This window comes from Pseudomonas sp. UBA6753 (assembly GCF_002453565.1).
Lineage (GTDB): Bacteria > Pseudomonadota > Gammaproteobacteria > Pseudomonadales > Pseudomonadaceae > Aquipseudomonas > Aquipseudomonas putida_Z.
On sequence record NZ_DKHD01000041.1, the window covers coordinates 1 to 14,537 of the forward strand.

The following is a 14,537-nucleotide window of genomic DNA, read 5'->3' on the forward strand; positions in this document are numbered from 1 at the left end:
AAGAGCAAGAGCAAGAGCAAGCAGGTCTGGTGGTGGCTCAATGTGCCAGTGAGATGCGCCGCTGCTGTTGCAAAGGTGGCGTGGGGGCGAGACCAAGAATCAGATTTAACACCTTTCTTGTAGGCCGTTTCCCAAAGATACTCTTAACACCTATTCTCCGTTGCGCGCGCCAAATGCGGTCTCTCGTCTCGGCATGTCGTTGACCTTCAATGACCGGGTTAGCCGCCCGAAATCGTCAGACACCGCAGCTGAGCAATACCGAGTAATCGGCATTGGCGCCTTATGGCGGCTGTGCGTGGGGCACCTGCGGGTGCGCCGGGTGCCTGACGTCCCGGTCGGCTAACCCACGTACAGCTGCCACCATACTGTTTAGCCGCGGTCGGTGGTCGCTTCACTATGACAGGAGCCTTGAATGACCACCGAGGAATCGAAATACACAGACGGCAAAACCGGAACCGCATATAACTGAAAGGTTTAGCAGGGGCTCTGTGGGAGCGGGCGCGCCCGCGAACACCGGCGCAGCCGGTGCCAGCCACAGCGTTGGATTCTTCGCGGGCACGCCCGCTCCCACAGAAACCACGTCGCGCTTGCTAACGCGTGCCAGCCACCGCGTTGGATTCTTCGCGGGCACGCCCGCTCCCACAAAAGCCACGTCGCGCTTGCGAAACGAGTTCCGGCCCCGGCCCGAGCCGAAGTTGCTTCAAGCCTGCTTGAGCAACAACGCCACCCCCGGGAAATACTGCCCCAGCTCATTGTGCAACTTGCGATAGGCATACGGGAAGTACCAGGCGATGGCACAGTCGGTATGTTTCTGCAGATCGTCGACCAGGTCCTGCAGTTCCTCGGGGCTGGCATGCTGGCCAGCCTTCCACGGGCTGATGAACAGCGCCCCTGCTTTCAACTGGCTGGGGTAGGCCACCTGGCGCGCCAGGGCAGCGGTCTGCTGCAGGGCGTCGGCCATGTCCAGCCGGGCAACTTTTGGCCAGCGCTGGCTGACACTGAGGTACAGCGCTTCATCGGCACTGCTGATCGACAGGTCGCAGCGCCCTTCGTGTTCGCCTTCGTCGCGCTGCTTCTTGCCGGCAAACTGCTGCAGCGCCGCCAGTTCGGCCTGCCAGGCCGCTGCGGCAAGCAGCCCGGTATTGGCGGCGGCGCCATGCCAGTAAGGTGCTTCGGCATCGCCGGCAAACTGGTTGAAGCGGTCGATACAGTCGCCCCAGCGCTCCAGCACCGGGGCGAGAAACTCCAGGCGCGGGTTGTTGATGATCTGGCCTCGCATGCTGCGCTCTCCTGTTATCGTTGTGATCGCGTTCAGCTGAAAGTGATGGCTAGGTGATATCACTGTATTCAGTGTGGCACAACCAGGTGAATTGGCCATTACCCGGGCGGTGCCTGTTCGACTGCAAAGCGGCCCGCTTCGATTGACGCTCCCGGTGCAACCCTCTAACCTTCGCGCGTGTTTCAGGTGCCCTGCCAGCCCCGACTGGGCAGGGTGAAACTGGGAAGCCGGTGGGTGCCAGCATGGCCCGATTCCGGCGCTGCCCCCGCAACGGTAGGTGAGTCGCGGCCGCGCAGGGCCACTGGGTGCCAGCACCCGGGAAGGCGCGCAGGCCTGGGCCAAGGCCCGCTCACAAGCCCGGAGACCGGCCTGATACTGCCAACGGCATCACGGAGGGTGATGCGCGGTGCACCGTGGCGTACGGCCACGGCCCCTGCGCGTTCTCCGTCTGCCCGCCTTTTACCTGTCGCCGCGCGTTGCCGTGGTGCCAGCCAGCGGAGAACCCTGATGAGCGAATCCACCGAACGCGACGAACGCCACCTGGCGCGCATGCAGCGCAAGAAGGCGATCATCGACGAACGCATCGCCAATTCCCCCAACGAATGCGGCCTGCTGCTGGTGCTGACCGGCAATGGCAAGGGCAAGAGCAGCTCGGCCTTCGGTATGCTCGCGCGCGCCCTGGGCCATGGCATGCAGTGCGGTGTGGTGCAGTTCATCAAGGGCCGCAACAGCACCGGCGAAGAGCTGTTCTTCCGCCGCTTCCCCGAGCAGGTGCGCTACCACGTGATGGGCGAGGGCTTTACCTGGGAAACCCAGGACCGCCAGCGCGACATTGCCGCCGCCGAAGCGGCCTGGGCCGTGTCGCGCCAGTTGCTGCAAGACCCTAGCGTGCAGTTCGTGGTGCTCGATGAACTGAACATCGCCCTCAAGCACGGCTACCTCGACCTTGACCAGGTGCTGTCCGACATCCAGGCCCGCCCACCGATGCAGCATGTGATCGTCACTGGCCGTGCCGCGAAACCCGAGATGATCGAGCTGGCCGACACCGTGACCGAGATGGGCATGCTCAAGCACGCCTTCCAGGCCGGCATCCGTGCACAGAAGGGCGTGGAACTGTGAGCCAGCCGCGCCATTGCCCCGCCGTGCTGATCGCGGCACCGGCCTCTGGCCAGGGCAAGACCACCGTCACCGCCGCCCTGGCCCGCCTGCACCGCAACCTTGGGCGCAAGGTGCGGGTGTTCAAGTGCGGGCCCGACTTTCTCGACCCGATGATCCTCGAGCGGGCCAGCGGCGCGCCGGTGTACCAGCTCGACCTGTGGATGATCGGCGCCGAGGAAAGCCGCCGCCTGCTGTGGGAAGCCGCCGGCGAGGCCGACCTGATCCTGATCGAAGGGGTGATGGGGCTGTTCGACGGCACGCCGTCCAGCGCCGATCTGGCGCGCCACTTCGGCGTGCCGGTGCTGGCGGTGATCGACGGCACGGCCATGGCCCAGACCTTCGGCGCGCTGGCCCTGGGCCTTGCACGCTACCAGGCGGACCTGCCGTTTGCCGGTGTGCTGGCCAACCGGGTCGGCAGCCTGCGCCACGCGCAACTGCTGGAAGGTAGCCTGACCGAGGGCCTGCGCTGGTATGGTGGCTTGTCCCGCGAGCGCGGTATAGAGCTGCCCAGCCGCCACCTGGGGCTGGTCCAGGCCAGCGAACTGAACGACCTGGACGCTCGCCTGGATGCCGCTGCCGAGGCGTTGGGCGCCAGTTGCGATGCTGCCTTGCCGCCGCCAGTGACCTTTGCCGAACCTCAGCTGCAAGCCGGTACTGCCTCATTGGCCGGTGTGCGTATTGGCGTGGCGCGGGACGAGGCCTTCGCCTTCACCTATGGCGCCAACCTCGACCTGCTGCGCAACCTGGGCGCGCAGCTGGAGTTTTTCTCGCCGCTGCATGACCGCGAACTACCAGCAGTGGACAGCCTGTATCTGCCGGGCGGTTATCCCGAACTGCACCACCACGCCCTGGCCGGTAATGCGCCGATGAACGAGGCGATCCGTGCCCATCACGCCCAGGGCAAACCGTTGCTGGCCGAGTGCGGCGGCATGCTGTATCTGCTCGATGCCCTGACCGACGTGGCCGGCGAGCGTGCCGAGCTGCTCGGCCTGCTGCCGGGCGAAGCGACCATGCAGAAGCGCCTGGCTGCCTTGGCCTTGCAGGCGGTGGAACTGCCTGAAGGCACCCTGCGCGGTCACACCTATCACCATTCGCTGACCAGTACCGCACTGGAGCCGATCGCACGTGGCCTGAGCCCCAATGGCGGGCGTGGCAACGAAGCGGTGTACCGCCTGGGTCGGCTGACGGCTTCCTACGTGCACTTCTACTTCCCCTCCAACCCGGATGCGGCGGCGGCGCTGTTGCGACCATGAGCGAACACGCCTACAGCGACGCCGAGCGCGCCGCGATCTACCGGGCCATCGGCGAGCGCCGTGACATGCGCCATTTCGCCGGTGGCGAGGTAGCCCCGGAACTGCTGGGCCGCCTGTTGGCTGCCGCGCACCAGGCGCCCAGCGTCGGGCTGATGCAGCCCTGGCGTTTCATCCGCATCACCCGGCGCGACCTGCGTGCGCGCATCCAGGCCTTGGTGGAAGCAGAGCGGGTGCGTACCGCCGAAGCTTTGGGCGAACGCTCCGACGCCTTCATGAAGCTGAAGGTGGAAGGCATCAACGACTGCGCCGAGTTGCTGGTGGCCGCCCTGATGGACAACCGCGAGCCGCATATCTTCGGCCGTCGCACCCTGCCGGAAATGGACCTGGCCTCGCTGGCCTGCGCCATCCAGAACCTGTGGCTGGCAGCCCGTGGCGAAGGCCTGGGCATGGGCTGGGTGTCGCTGTTCGACCCGCAGGCGCTGGCGGCGCTGCTGGGCATGCCGGCCGGGGCCAAGCCGGTCGCGGTGCTGTGCCTGGGGCCGGTGACCGAGTTCTACCCGGCACCGATGCTGGTGCTGGAAAACTGGGCCGAGGAACGGCCCTTGAGTGAAATGCTCTTTGAGAACCAATGGGGAGAGCGCCAATGAGCGTGGCCTTGCTGACCGTGGCCGGGGTGGCCCTGGATGCTTTGCTGGGCGAACCGCAGCGGCGCCACCCGCTGGTAGCCTTCGGCAACATGGCCAGTAACCTCGAGCGCCGCCTGAATGCCGGTGGGCGCGGCTGGCGCAGCCACGGGGTGAGCGCATGGTTCCTGGCCGTGGTGCCGCTTACCCTGGTGGCACTGATCCTCTCATGGCTGCCGTACATCGGCTGGCTGGTCGACGTGCTGGCGCTGTACTGCGCCGTCGGGCTGCGCAGCCTGGGCGAACACGTGTTGCCGGTGGCCAGTGCCTTGCGCCAGGGTGACCTGCAAGAAGCGCGGCGCCGTGTGGGCTACCTGGTCAGCCGCGAAACCCGCGAACTGGACGAACCTGCGGTGGCCCGGGCGGCCACCGAATCGGTACTGGAGAATGGCAGCGATGCGGTATTCGCGGCGCTGTTCTGGTTCGTGGTCGCCGGCGCGCCGGGCGTGGTGCTGTACCGCCTGAGCAACACCCTGGACGCCATGTGGGGCTACCGCAACGAGCGCTTCGAACGCTTCGGCTGGTGCGCGGCGCGCGTCGACGATGTGCTCAACTATATTCCCGCCAGGCTGGTGGCGTTGACCTACGCGCTGCTGGGCAAGACCCGCCTGGCCCTGGCCTGCTGGCGCAAGCAGGGCCCGCTGTGGGACAGCCCCAATGCCGGGCCGGTGATGGCCGCCGGTGCTGGTGCGTTAGGGGTGGAACTCGGTGGCCCGGCGGTTTACCACGGCGAGCTGCATGAGCGGCCACGCCTGGGTGACGGGCCAATGGCTGACGCCGACGCCATCGAGCGCGGCTGGGGCCTGGTGCAGCGCGGCGTATGGCTGTGGCTGCTGGTGATCTGCCTGGGGGCCTATATCAATGCTTGAACACGGAGGCCGCCTGCTGCGGGCGGTACGGCAATACGGCATCGCCCGCGAGCAGTGGCTCGACCTGTCCAGCGGCATTGCGCCATGGCCTTTCCCGATTCCACCGATTCCCATGGAGGCCTGGGCCCGCCTGCCGGAGACCGAGGACGGCCTGGAGGACGCCGCGCGTGCGTATTACGGCGCCCGCCAGTTGCTGGCGGTGGCCGGTTCCCAGGCCGCGATCCAGGCTTTGCCGCTGTTGCGCGCAGCCGGCCGGGTAGGGGTGTTGACGCCTTGCTATGCCGAGCACCCATACGCCTGGCAACGGGCGGGGCACCAGTTGCTGGAGCTGGACGAAGCGCAGGTCGAGGCGACGCTCGACAGCCTCGACGTACTGGTGCTGGTCAACCCCAACAACCCCACCGGCCGCCGGGTGCCGCGTGAACGCCTGTTGGATTGGCATGCGCGCCTGGCCGCCCGCGGTGGTTGGCTGCTGGTCGACGAAGCGTTCATGGACAACACCCCGGCGGATGGCGTGGTCGATTGTGCCGAGCGCCCGGGGCTGATCGTGCTGCGCTCGTTCGGCAAGTTCTTCGGCCTGGCCGGCGTGCGCCTGGGGTTCGTTGCCGCCGAACGCAGCCTGCTGCTGCGCCTGGCCGAGTTGCTGGGGCCGTGGACCGTCAATGGCCCGACCCGGGTGCTGGCCCAGGCCAGCCTGGCCGACCACGCGGCCCAGCGTGTGCAGGTCGAACGCTGCGCTGCCGCCAGCCAGCGGCTGGCTATGCTGTTGCGCAGCGCCGGCCTGGCACCCAGCGGTGGTTGCGACCTGTTTCAGTACGTACGCAGCGAGCACGCTGCGCAACTGCATGACTTTCTTGCCTGCCGCGGCATCCTGGTGCGGCTGTTCGAGCACCCGCCGGCGGTACGCCTTGGGCTGCCTGCCCATGCGGCGGACGAACAGCGCCTGGCCCAGGCCCTGGCGGCCTATCAGAAGGAAACGGCATGACCACCCTCATGGTGCAAGGCACCACCTCCGACGCCGGCAAGAGCACGCTGGTGACCGCACTATGCCGCTGGCTGTTGCGCCAGGGCGTCGGCGTGGTGCCGTTCAAGCCACAGAACATGGCGCTGAACAGCGCGGTGACCGCCGACGGTGGTGAGATCGGCCGGGCCCAGGCAGTGCAGGCCCAGGCCTGCCGGCTGCAACCGCACACCGACATGAACCCGGTGCTGCTCAAGCCCAACAGCGACACCGGCGCCCAGGTGATCATCCATGGCCGTGCCGTCACCAGCATGAACGCGGTGGCCTACCACGACTACAAGGCTATCGCCATGCAGGCGGTGCTGGCTTCGCACCAGCGCCTGAGTGCTGCCTGGCCGGTGGTCATGGTCGAAGGTGCGGGCTCGCCAGCGGAGATCAACCTGCGTGCCGGTGACATCGCCAACATGGGCTTTGCCGAAGCGGTGGACTGCCCGGTGATACTGGTTGCCGACATCAATCGTGGTGGTGTGTTCGCCCATCTGGTCGGCACGCTGGAACTGCTGTCGCCCAGTGAGCAGGCGCGGGTAAAGGGCTTTGTCATCAACCGCTTCCGCGGCGACATAGCCTTGCTGCAGCCGGGGCTGGACTGGCTGGAGCAGCGCACCGGCAAGCCGGTGCTGGGCGTGCTGCCGTATGTTAACGACCTGCATCTGGAAGCCGAAGACGGCATTGATGTGCGCCAGGGGGCGAAGACCGAGCGCGTGCTCAAGGTGATCGTCCCGGTGCTGCCGCGTATCAGCAACCACACAGACTTCGACCCACTGCGCCTGCACCCCCAGGTGGACCTGCAGTTCATCGGCCCGGGCCAGCCGATCCCGGCCGCCGACCTGATCATCCTGCCGGGTTCCAAGAGTGTGCGCGGCGACCTGGCGCAACTGCGTGAGCGCGGTTGGGACAAGGCCATCGACCGGCACCTGCGCTATGGCGGCAAGCTGATCGGGATCTGCGGTGGCCTGCAGATGCTGGGCCGCGAAGTGCATGACCCGCTGGGTCTCGAAGGGGCCGCCGGCTCCAGCCCGGGGCTTGGCCTGCTCGATTACGCCACGGTGCTCGAAGCCGAGAAGCAACTGCGCAACGTTGCCGGCACGCTGAACCTGGAGGCAGTCCCGGTTGCCGGTTATGAAATTCATGCCGGCGTCACCACGGGGCCTGCCCTGGAGCAGCCAGCCGTGCAACTTGCCGATGGCCGTTGCGATGGTGCTATCAGCGCTGATGGCCAGATACTTGCCACCTACCTGCACGGCCTGTTCGAAGGCAGCCAGTCGTGCGCGGCGCTGCTGCGCTGGGCTGGGCTGGATGATGTGCAGGCCGTCGATTACCAGGCCCTGCGCGAACGCGATATCGAGCGCCTGGCCGACCTGGTGGAAAAGCACCTGGACACCGCGCGCCTGCGCCAGCTCTGTGGGGTGGCCTGACATGCTCAACCTGATCCTCGGTGGCGCCCGCTCGGGCAAGAGCCGCTTGGCCGAACAGCTGGCCAGCGCCAGTGGCCTGCCGGTGACCTATATCGCCACCAGCCAGCCGCTGGATGGAGAAATGAACGAACGCGTGCTGCTGCATCGCCAGCGTCGCCCCGATGACTGGGGGTTGATCGAAGAGCCCTTGGCCCTGGCCGCGGTACTGCGCGCCGAAGCGGCCGAAGGGCGCTGCCTGCTGGTGGATTGCCTGACCCTGTGGCTGACCAACCTGCTGATGCTCGAAGACGACCAGCGCCTGGCCGAGGAGCGTGATGCGCTGCTGGCCTGCCTGGAACAGTTGCCGGGCACGGTCATCCTGGTCAGTAACGAAACCGGCCTGGGCGTCGTGCCCATGGGCGAGCTGACCCGGCGCTATGTCGACCTGGCCGGCTGGCTGCACCAGGCCGTGGCTGAACGCTGTCAGCGCGTGGTGCTGACCGTGGCCGGCCTGCCCCTAATGCTCAAAGGACCTGCACTATGACCCAAGCCTGGTGGCGTGACGCCTGCCAACCCCTCGACAACGCCGCCATGGACCAGGCCCGCGCCCGTCAGCAGCAGCTGACCAAACCTGCCGGTTCGCTGGGCCAACTGGAAGGTTTGGCCATTCAGCTGGCCGGCCTGCAGGGGTGTGAACGGCCGACCTTGGATAACGCCGCAATCAGCATTTTTGCCGGTGACCACGGCGTGGTCGAGGAAGGCATCTCGGCCTACCCGCAAGCGGTGACCGGGCAGATGCTGCGTAACTTCGTCGGTGGTGGCGCGGCAATCAGCGTGCTGGCGCGCCAGCTGCAGGCGAGTCTGGAAGTGGTCGACCTGGGCACCATCGACCCGCACCTGGAACTGCCTGGCGTGCGCCATCTGCGCCTGGGCGCCGGTACCGCCAACTTCGCCCGCCAGCCAGCGATGACCGAGGGCCAGCTGCAGGCCGCCCTGCAGGCTGGCCGCGATAGTGCCCTGCGCGCCGCCGAACAGGGCGCGCAGCTGTTCATCGGTGGCGAGATGGGTATTGGCAACACCACGGCTGCCGCTGCCTTGGCTAGCGTCCTGCTGGGTTGCCCGCCGGCTGAGTTGAGTGGCCCGGGTACCGGCCTGGACCACGCCGGGGTGCGGCACAAGGCCGAGGTCATCGAACGGGCGCTGAGCCTGCATGGCCTGAGCGCCAACGATCCATTGCAGGCACTGGGCTGTGTCGGTGGTTTCGAGATCGCGGCGCTGGCCGGTGCCTACATTGGCTGCGCGCAGGCGGGTATCGCGGTGCTGGTGGACGGCTTCATCTGCAGTGTCGCCGCGCTGCTGGCGGTGCGCCTCAACCCGCAGTGCCGGGCCTGGTTGCTGTTCGCCCACCAAGGCGCAGAGCCTGGGCACAAAGCCTTGCTCGACGCGTTGCAGGCCGAGCCGTTGCTGGCCCTGGGCCTGCGCCTGGGCGAGGGCAGTGGGGCTGCCCTGGCCGTACCGCTGTTGCGCCTGGCCTGTGCGTTGCACGGGCAGATGGCGACCTTCGCCGAGGCTGCGGTGGCGGACCGCCCGGCATGATCCTCGACCTGCTGCGCCATGGCGAAACGGAACAGGGCGGCCTGCGTGGCAGCCTTGATGATGCCTTGACCGACAAGGGCTGGGCGCAGATGCGTGGCGCCGTGGCCGAAGCCGGCCCGTGGGAGGTGCTGGTCAGTTCGCCGCTGCAGCGCTGCGCGCGTTTTGCCGAGGAACTGGGCGAGCGGCTGAACCTGCCGGTACAGCGCGAAGCGGCGTTGCAGGAACTGCATTTTGGCGACTGGGAAGGCCGTAGTGCGGCGCAGATCATGGAAGACCAGGCGGACGCGCTGGGGCGCTTCTGGGCGGACCCTTACGCGTTTACACCGCCCAATGGCGAGCCGGTCGAGGCGTTCGCCGAGCGTGTGCTGGCGGCTGTCGAGCGCCTGAGCCATCAGCATGCTGGCAAGCGTGTGCTGCTGGTCACCCATGGCGGCGTGATGCGGCTGTTGCTGGCCCGTGCCCGTGGTTTGCCGAGGGCGCAGTTGCTGCAGGTCGAAGTCGGCCACGCTGCGCTGATGCGACTGGTGCCGGGTGACGACGGCCAGTTGGTCGAGGGGCGCTGAAATGTTGCCGTTGTGGATTGCCTTGCAGTTTCTCAGCAGCCTGCCGGTGAGTCTGCCGGGCATGCCGGCGCCACGCGAGGTGGGGCGCTCGCTGCTCTGCTACCCGCTGGTCGGGTTGCTGTTCGGCCTGTTGCTGTGGCTGGCCAGCCACTTGCTGGAGGGTACACCGGCGCCGTTGCACGCGGCCCTGCTGCTGACGTTGTGGGTGTTGCTCAGTGGCGCCTTGCATCTGGATGGCCTGGCGGACAGCGCCGACGCTTGGCTGGGCGGCTTCGGTGACCGCGAACGCACCCTGCTGATCATGAAAGACCCGCGTAGCGGGCCGATTGCCGTGGTTACGCTGGTGCTGGTGCTGTTGTTGAAGTTCTGCGCGTTGTGGGTGCTGGTCGAGCAGGGCATTGGCGTGCAATTGCTACTGGCACCGTTGATCGGGCGGGCGGCGATGCTCGGGTTGTTCCTGAGTACGCCTTATGTACGGCAGGGTGGCTTGGGGCAAGCGCTGGCTGAGCATCTGCCCCAGCATGCGGCCGGCTCGGTGCTGCTGGGCTGTGTGCTTTTTTGCCTGGTCCTGGGCGGGTGGGTCGTGGTGCTGGCGTTAGCGGTGTTTGCCTGGTTGCGACAACTGATGTGCCGGCGCCTGGGCGGGACTACCGGCGATACCGCTGGTGCAATGCTGGAGTTGCTCGAACTGGCCGTGGTGCTGGGGTTGGCGTTGGGCCTCTGAGCCTTGCTCCTACAAGTGACCGCGCAATCAGATGTGTCTGTAGGGCGCTTCTGAGCCTAACGTGTCGGTAAATTCCTGAAAAAACTCAGCAAGAACCGGCATCTTTTTACTGGCGTATGCTTGCCCCTCCCGCAAACTGTCGAGGAGTGTCGGCACCATGCGTCATGTCATTCTCGCTGCGTTCTTGTTAGCCGTGGGGCCTGCTGCCATGGCAGCCGATCTCATGGCTTTCTGGAACACCCCCCGCCACGGTGGCAACAGCTTCAACCGGCTGCCGCCTGATCAAGCCTACTTCGACGCCTTGAGCGGTTATGGCGCGACCTGGGTGCGGCTGTCCTACGACAAATGGCAGCCGGCGGAACGCGACTTCCTCCTCGGCGATGCCGATGCCTACCAAGGCCTGCCTGCGGCCGACCTGGCCACGCTGCGAGCCACCCTCGACCGCGCCTATAAGGCCGGCCTCAAGGTGGTCATCGCACCGCTTTCGCTACCCGGCATGCGCTGGTCGCAGAACAACCAGGGCCAGTTCGACGACCGCCTCTGGCAGGACAAACGCTACTGGCTGCAGGCTGCGGCCTTCTGGCGGGATCTGGCCCGTGAGCTGAAAGGTCACCCGGCCATCGCCGCCTACAACCTGGTCAACGAGCCCGCCCCGGAGAAGCAAGGTGGCCTGGCCGAGCATGCCGACCCTGGGCAAATGCAGCAGTGGTATGCACGGCAGCAGGGCAGTGCGCGTGATCTGCCGGCCCTGTATCGGCAGTTGATAGCGGCCATTCGCGAGGAGGACGCGGACACGCCGGTCATGCTCGATGCCGGCTGGTTCGCCGCCGCCGACGCCTTTGGTTACTGGCCGGCACCTCTGGAAGACCAGCGGGTGCTCTACAGCGTGCACATGTACGAGCCCTATCTGGTGACCAGTGCACCGAACATGACGCGCAAGCAACCCATCGCCTATCCCGGCTCGGCACCGTTCGCGGGGCAGACGCAGCAGTGGGATGGCCAGCGTGTGGCGCAATACCTGCGCCAGCCGCTGGACTGGGCCGCGGCCATGAACGTGCCCCGCTCGCGGTTGGTGGTGGGCGAGTTCGGCTGCATGCGCAGGCTGCCGGGGTGCCGGCAATACCTGGAAGACGTGCTCAGCGTGCTGGATCGCCACCGGTTGCACTGGGCCTTCTACAGCTTCCGTGAAGATAACTGGGACGGCATGGACTACGAACTGGGCTCGGCCAAGGTGCCGTGGCGCTATTGGCAAGCAATCGAGCAGGGCGCTCCAGACCCGCTGGTGCGCAAGGCTACAGTAGAGTTCGAGCCGATTCGCCGGCGCTTGAGCCTGGTTAAGTAATTGGGGGCCGCTTTGCGGCCCATCGCCGGCAAGCCAGCTCCCACAGATACAGCGACAACCTCGAGAGCAACGCTGTACCTGTGGGAGCTGGCTTGCCGGCGATGGGCTGCGTAGCAGCCCCATTAACGCTATCTGACAGGCATTAGGGGGCGTCGGTAATCGTGAAATCTCTTGCAACACACATGACGCGGGTATATACACGTATCCATGTTGACCAGTGAATGCATCTGCACCCATCTGCGTCGTGCCGCCCGTGGGGTGAGTCGGCATTACGACGAGGCCCTTGCCGGCTTCGGGGTCAATGTCGCCCAGTTTTCCCTGTTGCGTCATCTGCAGCGGCTCGATCGCCCCAGTATCACCACCCTGGCGGAGGCCATGGGCCTGGAGCGTAGTACCCTGGGCCGCAACCTGCGGGTGCTGGAGGCTGAAGGGCTGGTGGCCTTGGCCGATGGTGACGATCAGCGCAACCGCGTGGTGCTGCTGACCGAGGCCGGTACCCAGCTGCTGCGCGCTGCCCATCCAGCCTGGGAACAGGCTCAGGCCGAACTGGTGGAGCGGCTGGGGGCAGGGCAGCGGGATGAACTGGTGCGTTTGCTGAACCAGCTGGCTTGAATTGATACGACTATAAGCGGGTATATACCCGTAAAACCTTGCGATGTGCTGGAGATAACGACAATGACTTCGGTGTGGCGAACCAGCGGGTGGGTATTGGTGGGGGCAGCGCTGATCCTGGCGCTGTCCCTGGGTGTGCGGCACGGCTTCGGCCTGTTCCTGGCGCCTATGAGCGCGGACTTCGGCTGGGGGCGTGAGGTATTCGCCTTCGCCATTGCCTTGCAGAACCTGATCTGGGGGCTGGCGCAACCGTTCGCCGGCGCTCTGGCCGACCGCATGGGCGCGGCGCGGGTGGTGATCATTGGCGGTATTCTCTACGCTGCCGGGTTGGTGCTGATGGGCATGGCCGACTCGGCCTGGTCGTTGTCGCTGAGTGCCGGCTTGCTGATCGGTATCGGCCTGTCCGGCACCTCGTTCTCGGTCATCCTCGGCGTGGTTGGGCGTGCCGTGCCGGCGGAGAAGCGCAGCATGGCCATGGGCATTGCCAGCGCTGCCGGTTCTTTCGGCCAGTTCGCGATGTTGCCGGGCACCCTCGGCCTGATCCAGTGGCTGGGCTGGTCCGCAGCGTTGCTGGTACTGGGCCTGATGGTGGCGCTGATCGTGCCCTTCGTTGGCCTGCTGCGCGACCGGCCGCTGCCCACTCATGGTGCCGAACAGACCCTGGGCCAGGCCCTGCGCGAGGCGTGCTCGAACTCCGGCTTCTGGTTGCTGGCGCTGGGCTTTTTCGTTTGTGGTTTCCAGGTGGTGTTCATTGGCGTGCACCTGCCGGCCTACCTGGTCGACCAGCACCTGGCCGCGACCACCGGCACAACGGTGCTGGCGCTGGTAGGCCTGTTCAATATCGTCGGTACCTTCACCGCGGGCTGGCTGGGCGGGCGCATGTCCAAGCCGCGTCTGCTGACCGGGTTGTACCTGCTGCGTGCGGTAGTGATCGTGCTGTTCCTCTGGGCGCCGGTGACTGAAGTCAGCGCTTACCTGTTCGGCATCGCCATGGGCCTGCTGTGGTTGTCCACGGTGCCGTTGACCAACGGCACGGTGGCCACTGTGTTCGGCGTGCGCAACCTGTCCATGCTTGGCGGTATCGTCTTCCTGTTCCACCAGCTGGGCGCCTTCCTGGGCGGCTGGTTGGGCGGGGTAGTGTATGACCGCACCGGCAGCTACGACCTGGTCTGGCAGATTTCCATCCTGCTCAGTCTGCTGGCTGCCGCCCTCAACTGGCCCGTGCGCGAACGCCCGGTCGCCCGCCTGCAGGCCCAGGCCGCATGAGCCGCTACCTGGCTCGAGGGCTACTGGCCGTCGCCGCCCTGTTGCTGCTGGCGCTGGTGTGGTGGGGCTGGCACAAGGGCGGGATGGCGCTGATGCAGCTGGGCATGAGTGTTTGTTAGGCGCTACCCTGCAAGTTCAGGGGTTGTCTTGCGGGAGAACGAGTCATGCGTGCACATTGGTTGACGGTGCCGGTGCTGGCCTTGCTTGCCGGCGCATCGAGCTGGGCTGCCGATTGCCCGGCGTTGTTGCAGGGTAGCCTGCCAGAGTTGCGGGGCAAGGGGCAGGTGGACCTGTGCCAGCGCTTTGCCGGCAAGCCGCTGGTGGTGGTCAACACGGCCAGTTACTGCGGTTTTGCGCCGCAGTTCGAGGGGCTTGAGGCGACATACAAGGAATACCACGATCAAGGCCTGGAAATGCTTGGTGTGCCTTCCAATGACTTCAAGCAGGAGGACGCCGACAGCGAGAAGACTGCCAAGGTTTGTTATGCCAACTATGGCGTCACCTTTACCATGACCAAGACACAGGCGGTTCGGGGCGCGGATGCGATACCGCTGTTCGCGGAGCTGGCCAGCCAGAGCAGTGCGCCGAAGTGGAATTTCTACAAGTACGTGGTGGACCGTAAAGGCAAGGTGATAGGTAACTTCTCCAGCCTGACCAAGCCGGATGATCCAGCGTTCCGGGCAGCCATCGAAAAGGCCATTGCCTCCCAGCCATAACCTGGCTGCTCTTGCTCTTGCTCTTGCTCTTGCTCTTGCTCTTGCTCTTGCTCTTGCTCTT

Annotated in this window: 16 protein-coding genes and 1 riboswitch; of the genes, 15 read left to right on the top strand and 1 reads right to left on the bottom strand. The window is 66.1% G+C overall.

The window, feature by feature from the left end:
* Positions 1 to 700: 700 nt before the first annotated feature.
* Positions 701 to 1,279, bottom strand: a complete 579-nt coding sequence (locus tag B2790_RS16485; RefSeq protein WP_286919237.1) for a hypothetical protein — start codon at positions 1,277 to 1,279, stop codon at positions 701 to 703.
* 167 nt (positions 1,280 to 1,446) lie between these two features.
* Positions 1,447 to 1,666: riboswitch (cobalamin riboswitch) on the top strand.
* Between the two features lie 120 nt (positions 1,667 to 1,786).
* Here B2790_RS16485 and cobO point away from each other — a divergent pair.
* The 15 genes from cobO (at position 1,787) to B2790_RS16560 (ending at position 14,476) form a co-directional block, all read left to right on the top strand.
* Positions 1,787 to 2,398 (top strand): cob(I)yrinic acid a,c-diamide adenosyltransferase, encoded by a 612-nt coding sequence (gene cobO / locus B2790_RS16490; protein ID WP_013971375.1) that lies wholly within the window; start codon positions 1,787 to 1,789, stop codon positions 2,396 to 2,398.
* Positions 2,395 to 3,690 (top strand): cobyrinate a,c-diamide synthase, encoded by a 1,296-nt coding sequence (locus B2790_RS16495; RefSeq protein WP_286919238.1) that lies wholly within the window; start codon positions 2,395 to 2,397, stop codon positions 3,688 to 3,690. Before cobO ends, B2790_RS16495 begins: the two co-directional genes overlap by 4 nt.
* A complete protein-coding gene (gene bluB / locus B2790_RS16500) occupies positions 3,687 to 4,337 on the top strand; it encodes a 5,6-dimethylbenzimidazole synthase (protein WP_025338024.1) in 651 nt (216 codons plus the stop codon). Before B2790_RS16495 ends, bluB begins: the two co-directional genes overlap by 4 nt.
* On the top strand, positions 4,334 to 5,242 hold the full coding sequence (gene cbiB, locus B2790_RS16505; protein ID WP_015269245.1) for an adenosylcobinamide-phosphate synthase CbiB: 909 nt from the start codon (positions 4,334 to 4,336) through the stop codon (positions 5,240 to 5,242). The genes bluB and cbiB overlap by 4 nt, the downstream gene beginning before the upstream one ends.
* Positions 5,235 to 6,227 carry a threonine-phosphate decarboxylase CobD gene (gene cobD / locus B2790_RS16510; protein ID WP_286919239.1) on the top strand — a complete coding sequence of 331 codons (993 nt, stop codon included), beginning with the start codon at positions 5,235 to 5,237 and terminating at the stop codon, positions 6,225 to 6,227. Before cbiB ends, cobD begins: the two co-directional genes overlap by 8 nt.
* The gene (locus B2790_RS16515) at positions 6,224 to 7,678 is read left to right on the top strand and encodes a cobyric acid synthase (protein ID WP_286919240.1); all 1,455 of its coding nucleotides are present in this window, start codon (positions 6,224 to 6,226) and stop codon (positions 7,676 to 7,678) included. Before cobD ends, B2790_RS16515 begins: the two co-directional genes overlap by 4 nt.
* Position 7,679: 1 nt before the next feature.
* Positions 7,680 to 8,201 (top strand): bifunctional adenosylcobinamide kinase/adenosylcobinamide-phosphate guanylyltransferase, encoded by a 522-nt coding sequence (gene cobU, locus B2790_RS16520; protein ID WP_013971381.1) that lies wholly within the window; start codon positions 7,680 to 7,682, stop codon positions 8,199 to 8,201.
* Entirely contained in the window at positions 8,198 to 9,253 is a 1,056-nt protein-coding gene (gene cobT / locus B2790_RS16525) for a nicotinate-nucleotide--dimethylbenzimidazole phosphoribosyltransferase (RefSeq protein WP_182328617.1), read from the top strand. Before cobU ends, cobT begins: the two co-directional genes overlap by 4 nt.
* Entirely contained in the window at positions 9,250 to 9,816 is a 567-nt protein-coding gene (locus B2790_RS16530) for a histidine phosphatase family protein (RefSeq protein ID WP_025338028.1), read from the top strand. The genes cobT and B2790_RS16530 overlap by 4 nt, the downstream gene beginning before the upstream one ends.
* 1 nt (position 9,817) lies before the next feature.
* Positions 9,818 to 10,540 carry an adenosylcobinamide-GDP ribazoletransferase gene (locus B2790_RS16535; protein WP_286919241.1) on the top strand — a complete coding sequence of 241 codons (723 nt, stop codon included), beginning with the start codon at positions 9,818 to 9,820 and terminating at the stop codon, positions 10,538 to 10,540.
* 223 nt (positions 10,541 to 10,763) lie between these two features.
* A complete protein-coding gene (locus B2790_RS16540; RefSeq protein ID WP_286919242.1) occupies positions 10,764 to 11,882 on the top strand; it encodes a glycoside hydrolase family 5 protein in 1,119 nt (372 codons plus the stop codon).
* Between the two features lie 207 nt (positions 11,883 to 12,089).
* Positions 12,090 to 12,494: a MarR family winged helix-turn-helix transcriptional regulator gene (locus B2790_RS16545; RefSeq protein ID WP_025338032.1), complete on the top strand. Its 405-nt coding sequence runs from the start codon at positions 12,090 to 12,092 to the stop codon at positions 12,492 to 12,494.
* A gap of 63 nt (positions 12,495 to 12,557) precedes the next feature.
* Entirely contained in the window at positions 12,558 to 13,760 is a 1,203-nt protein-coding gene (locus tag B2790_RS16550) for an MFS transporter (protein ID WP_414708597.1), read from the top strand.
* Entirely contained in the window at positions 13,757 to 13,879 is a 123-nt protein-coding gene (locus B2790_RS16555) for a hypothetical protein (RefSeq protein WP_256220389.1), read from the top strand. Before B2790_RS16550 ends, B2790_RS16555 begins: the two co-directional genes overlap by 4 nt.
* 45 nt (positions 13,880 to 13,924) lie before the next feature.
* Complete coding sequence (locus tag B2790_RS16560; RefSeq protein ID WP_274079965.1) at positions 13,925 to 14,476, top strand: glutathione peroxidase; 552 nt, start codon at positions 13,925 to 13,927, stop codon at positions 14,474 to 14,476.
* Positions 14,477 to 14,537: the final 61 nt, after the last annotated feature.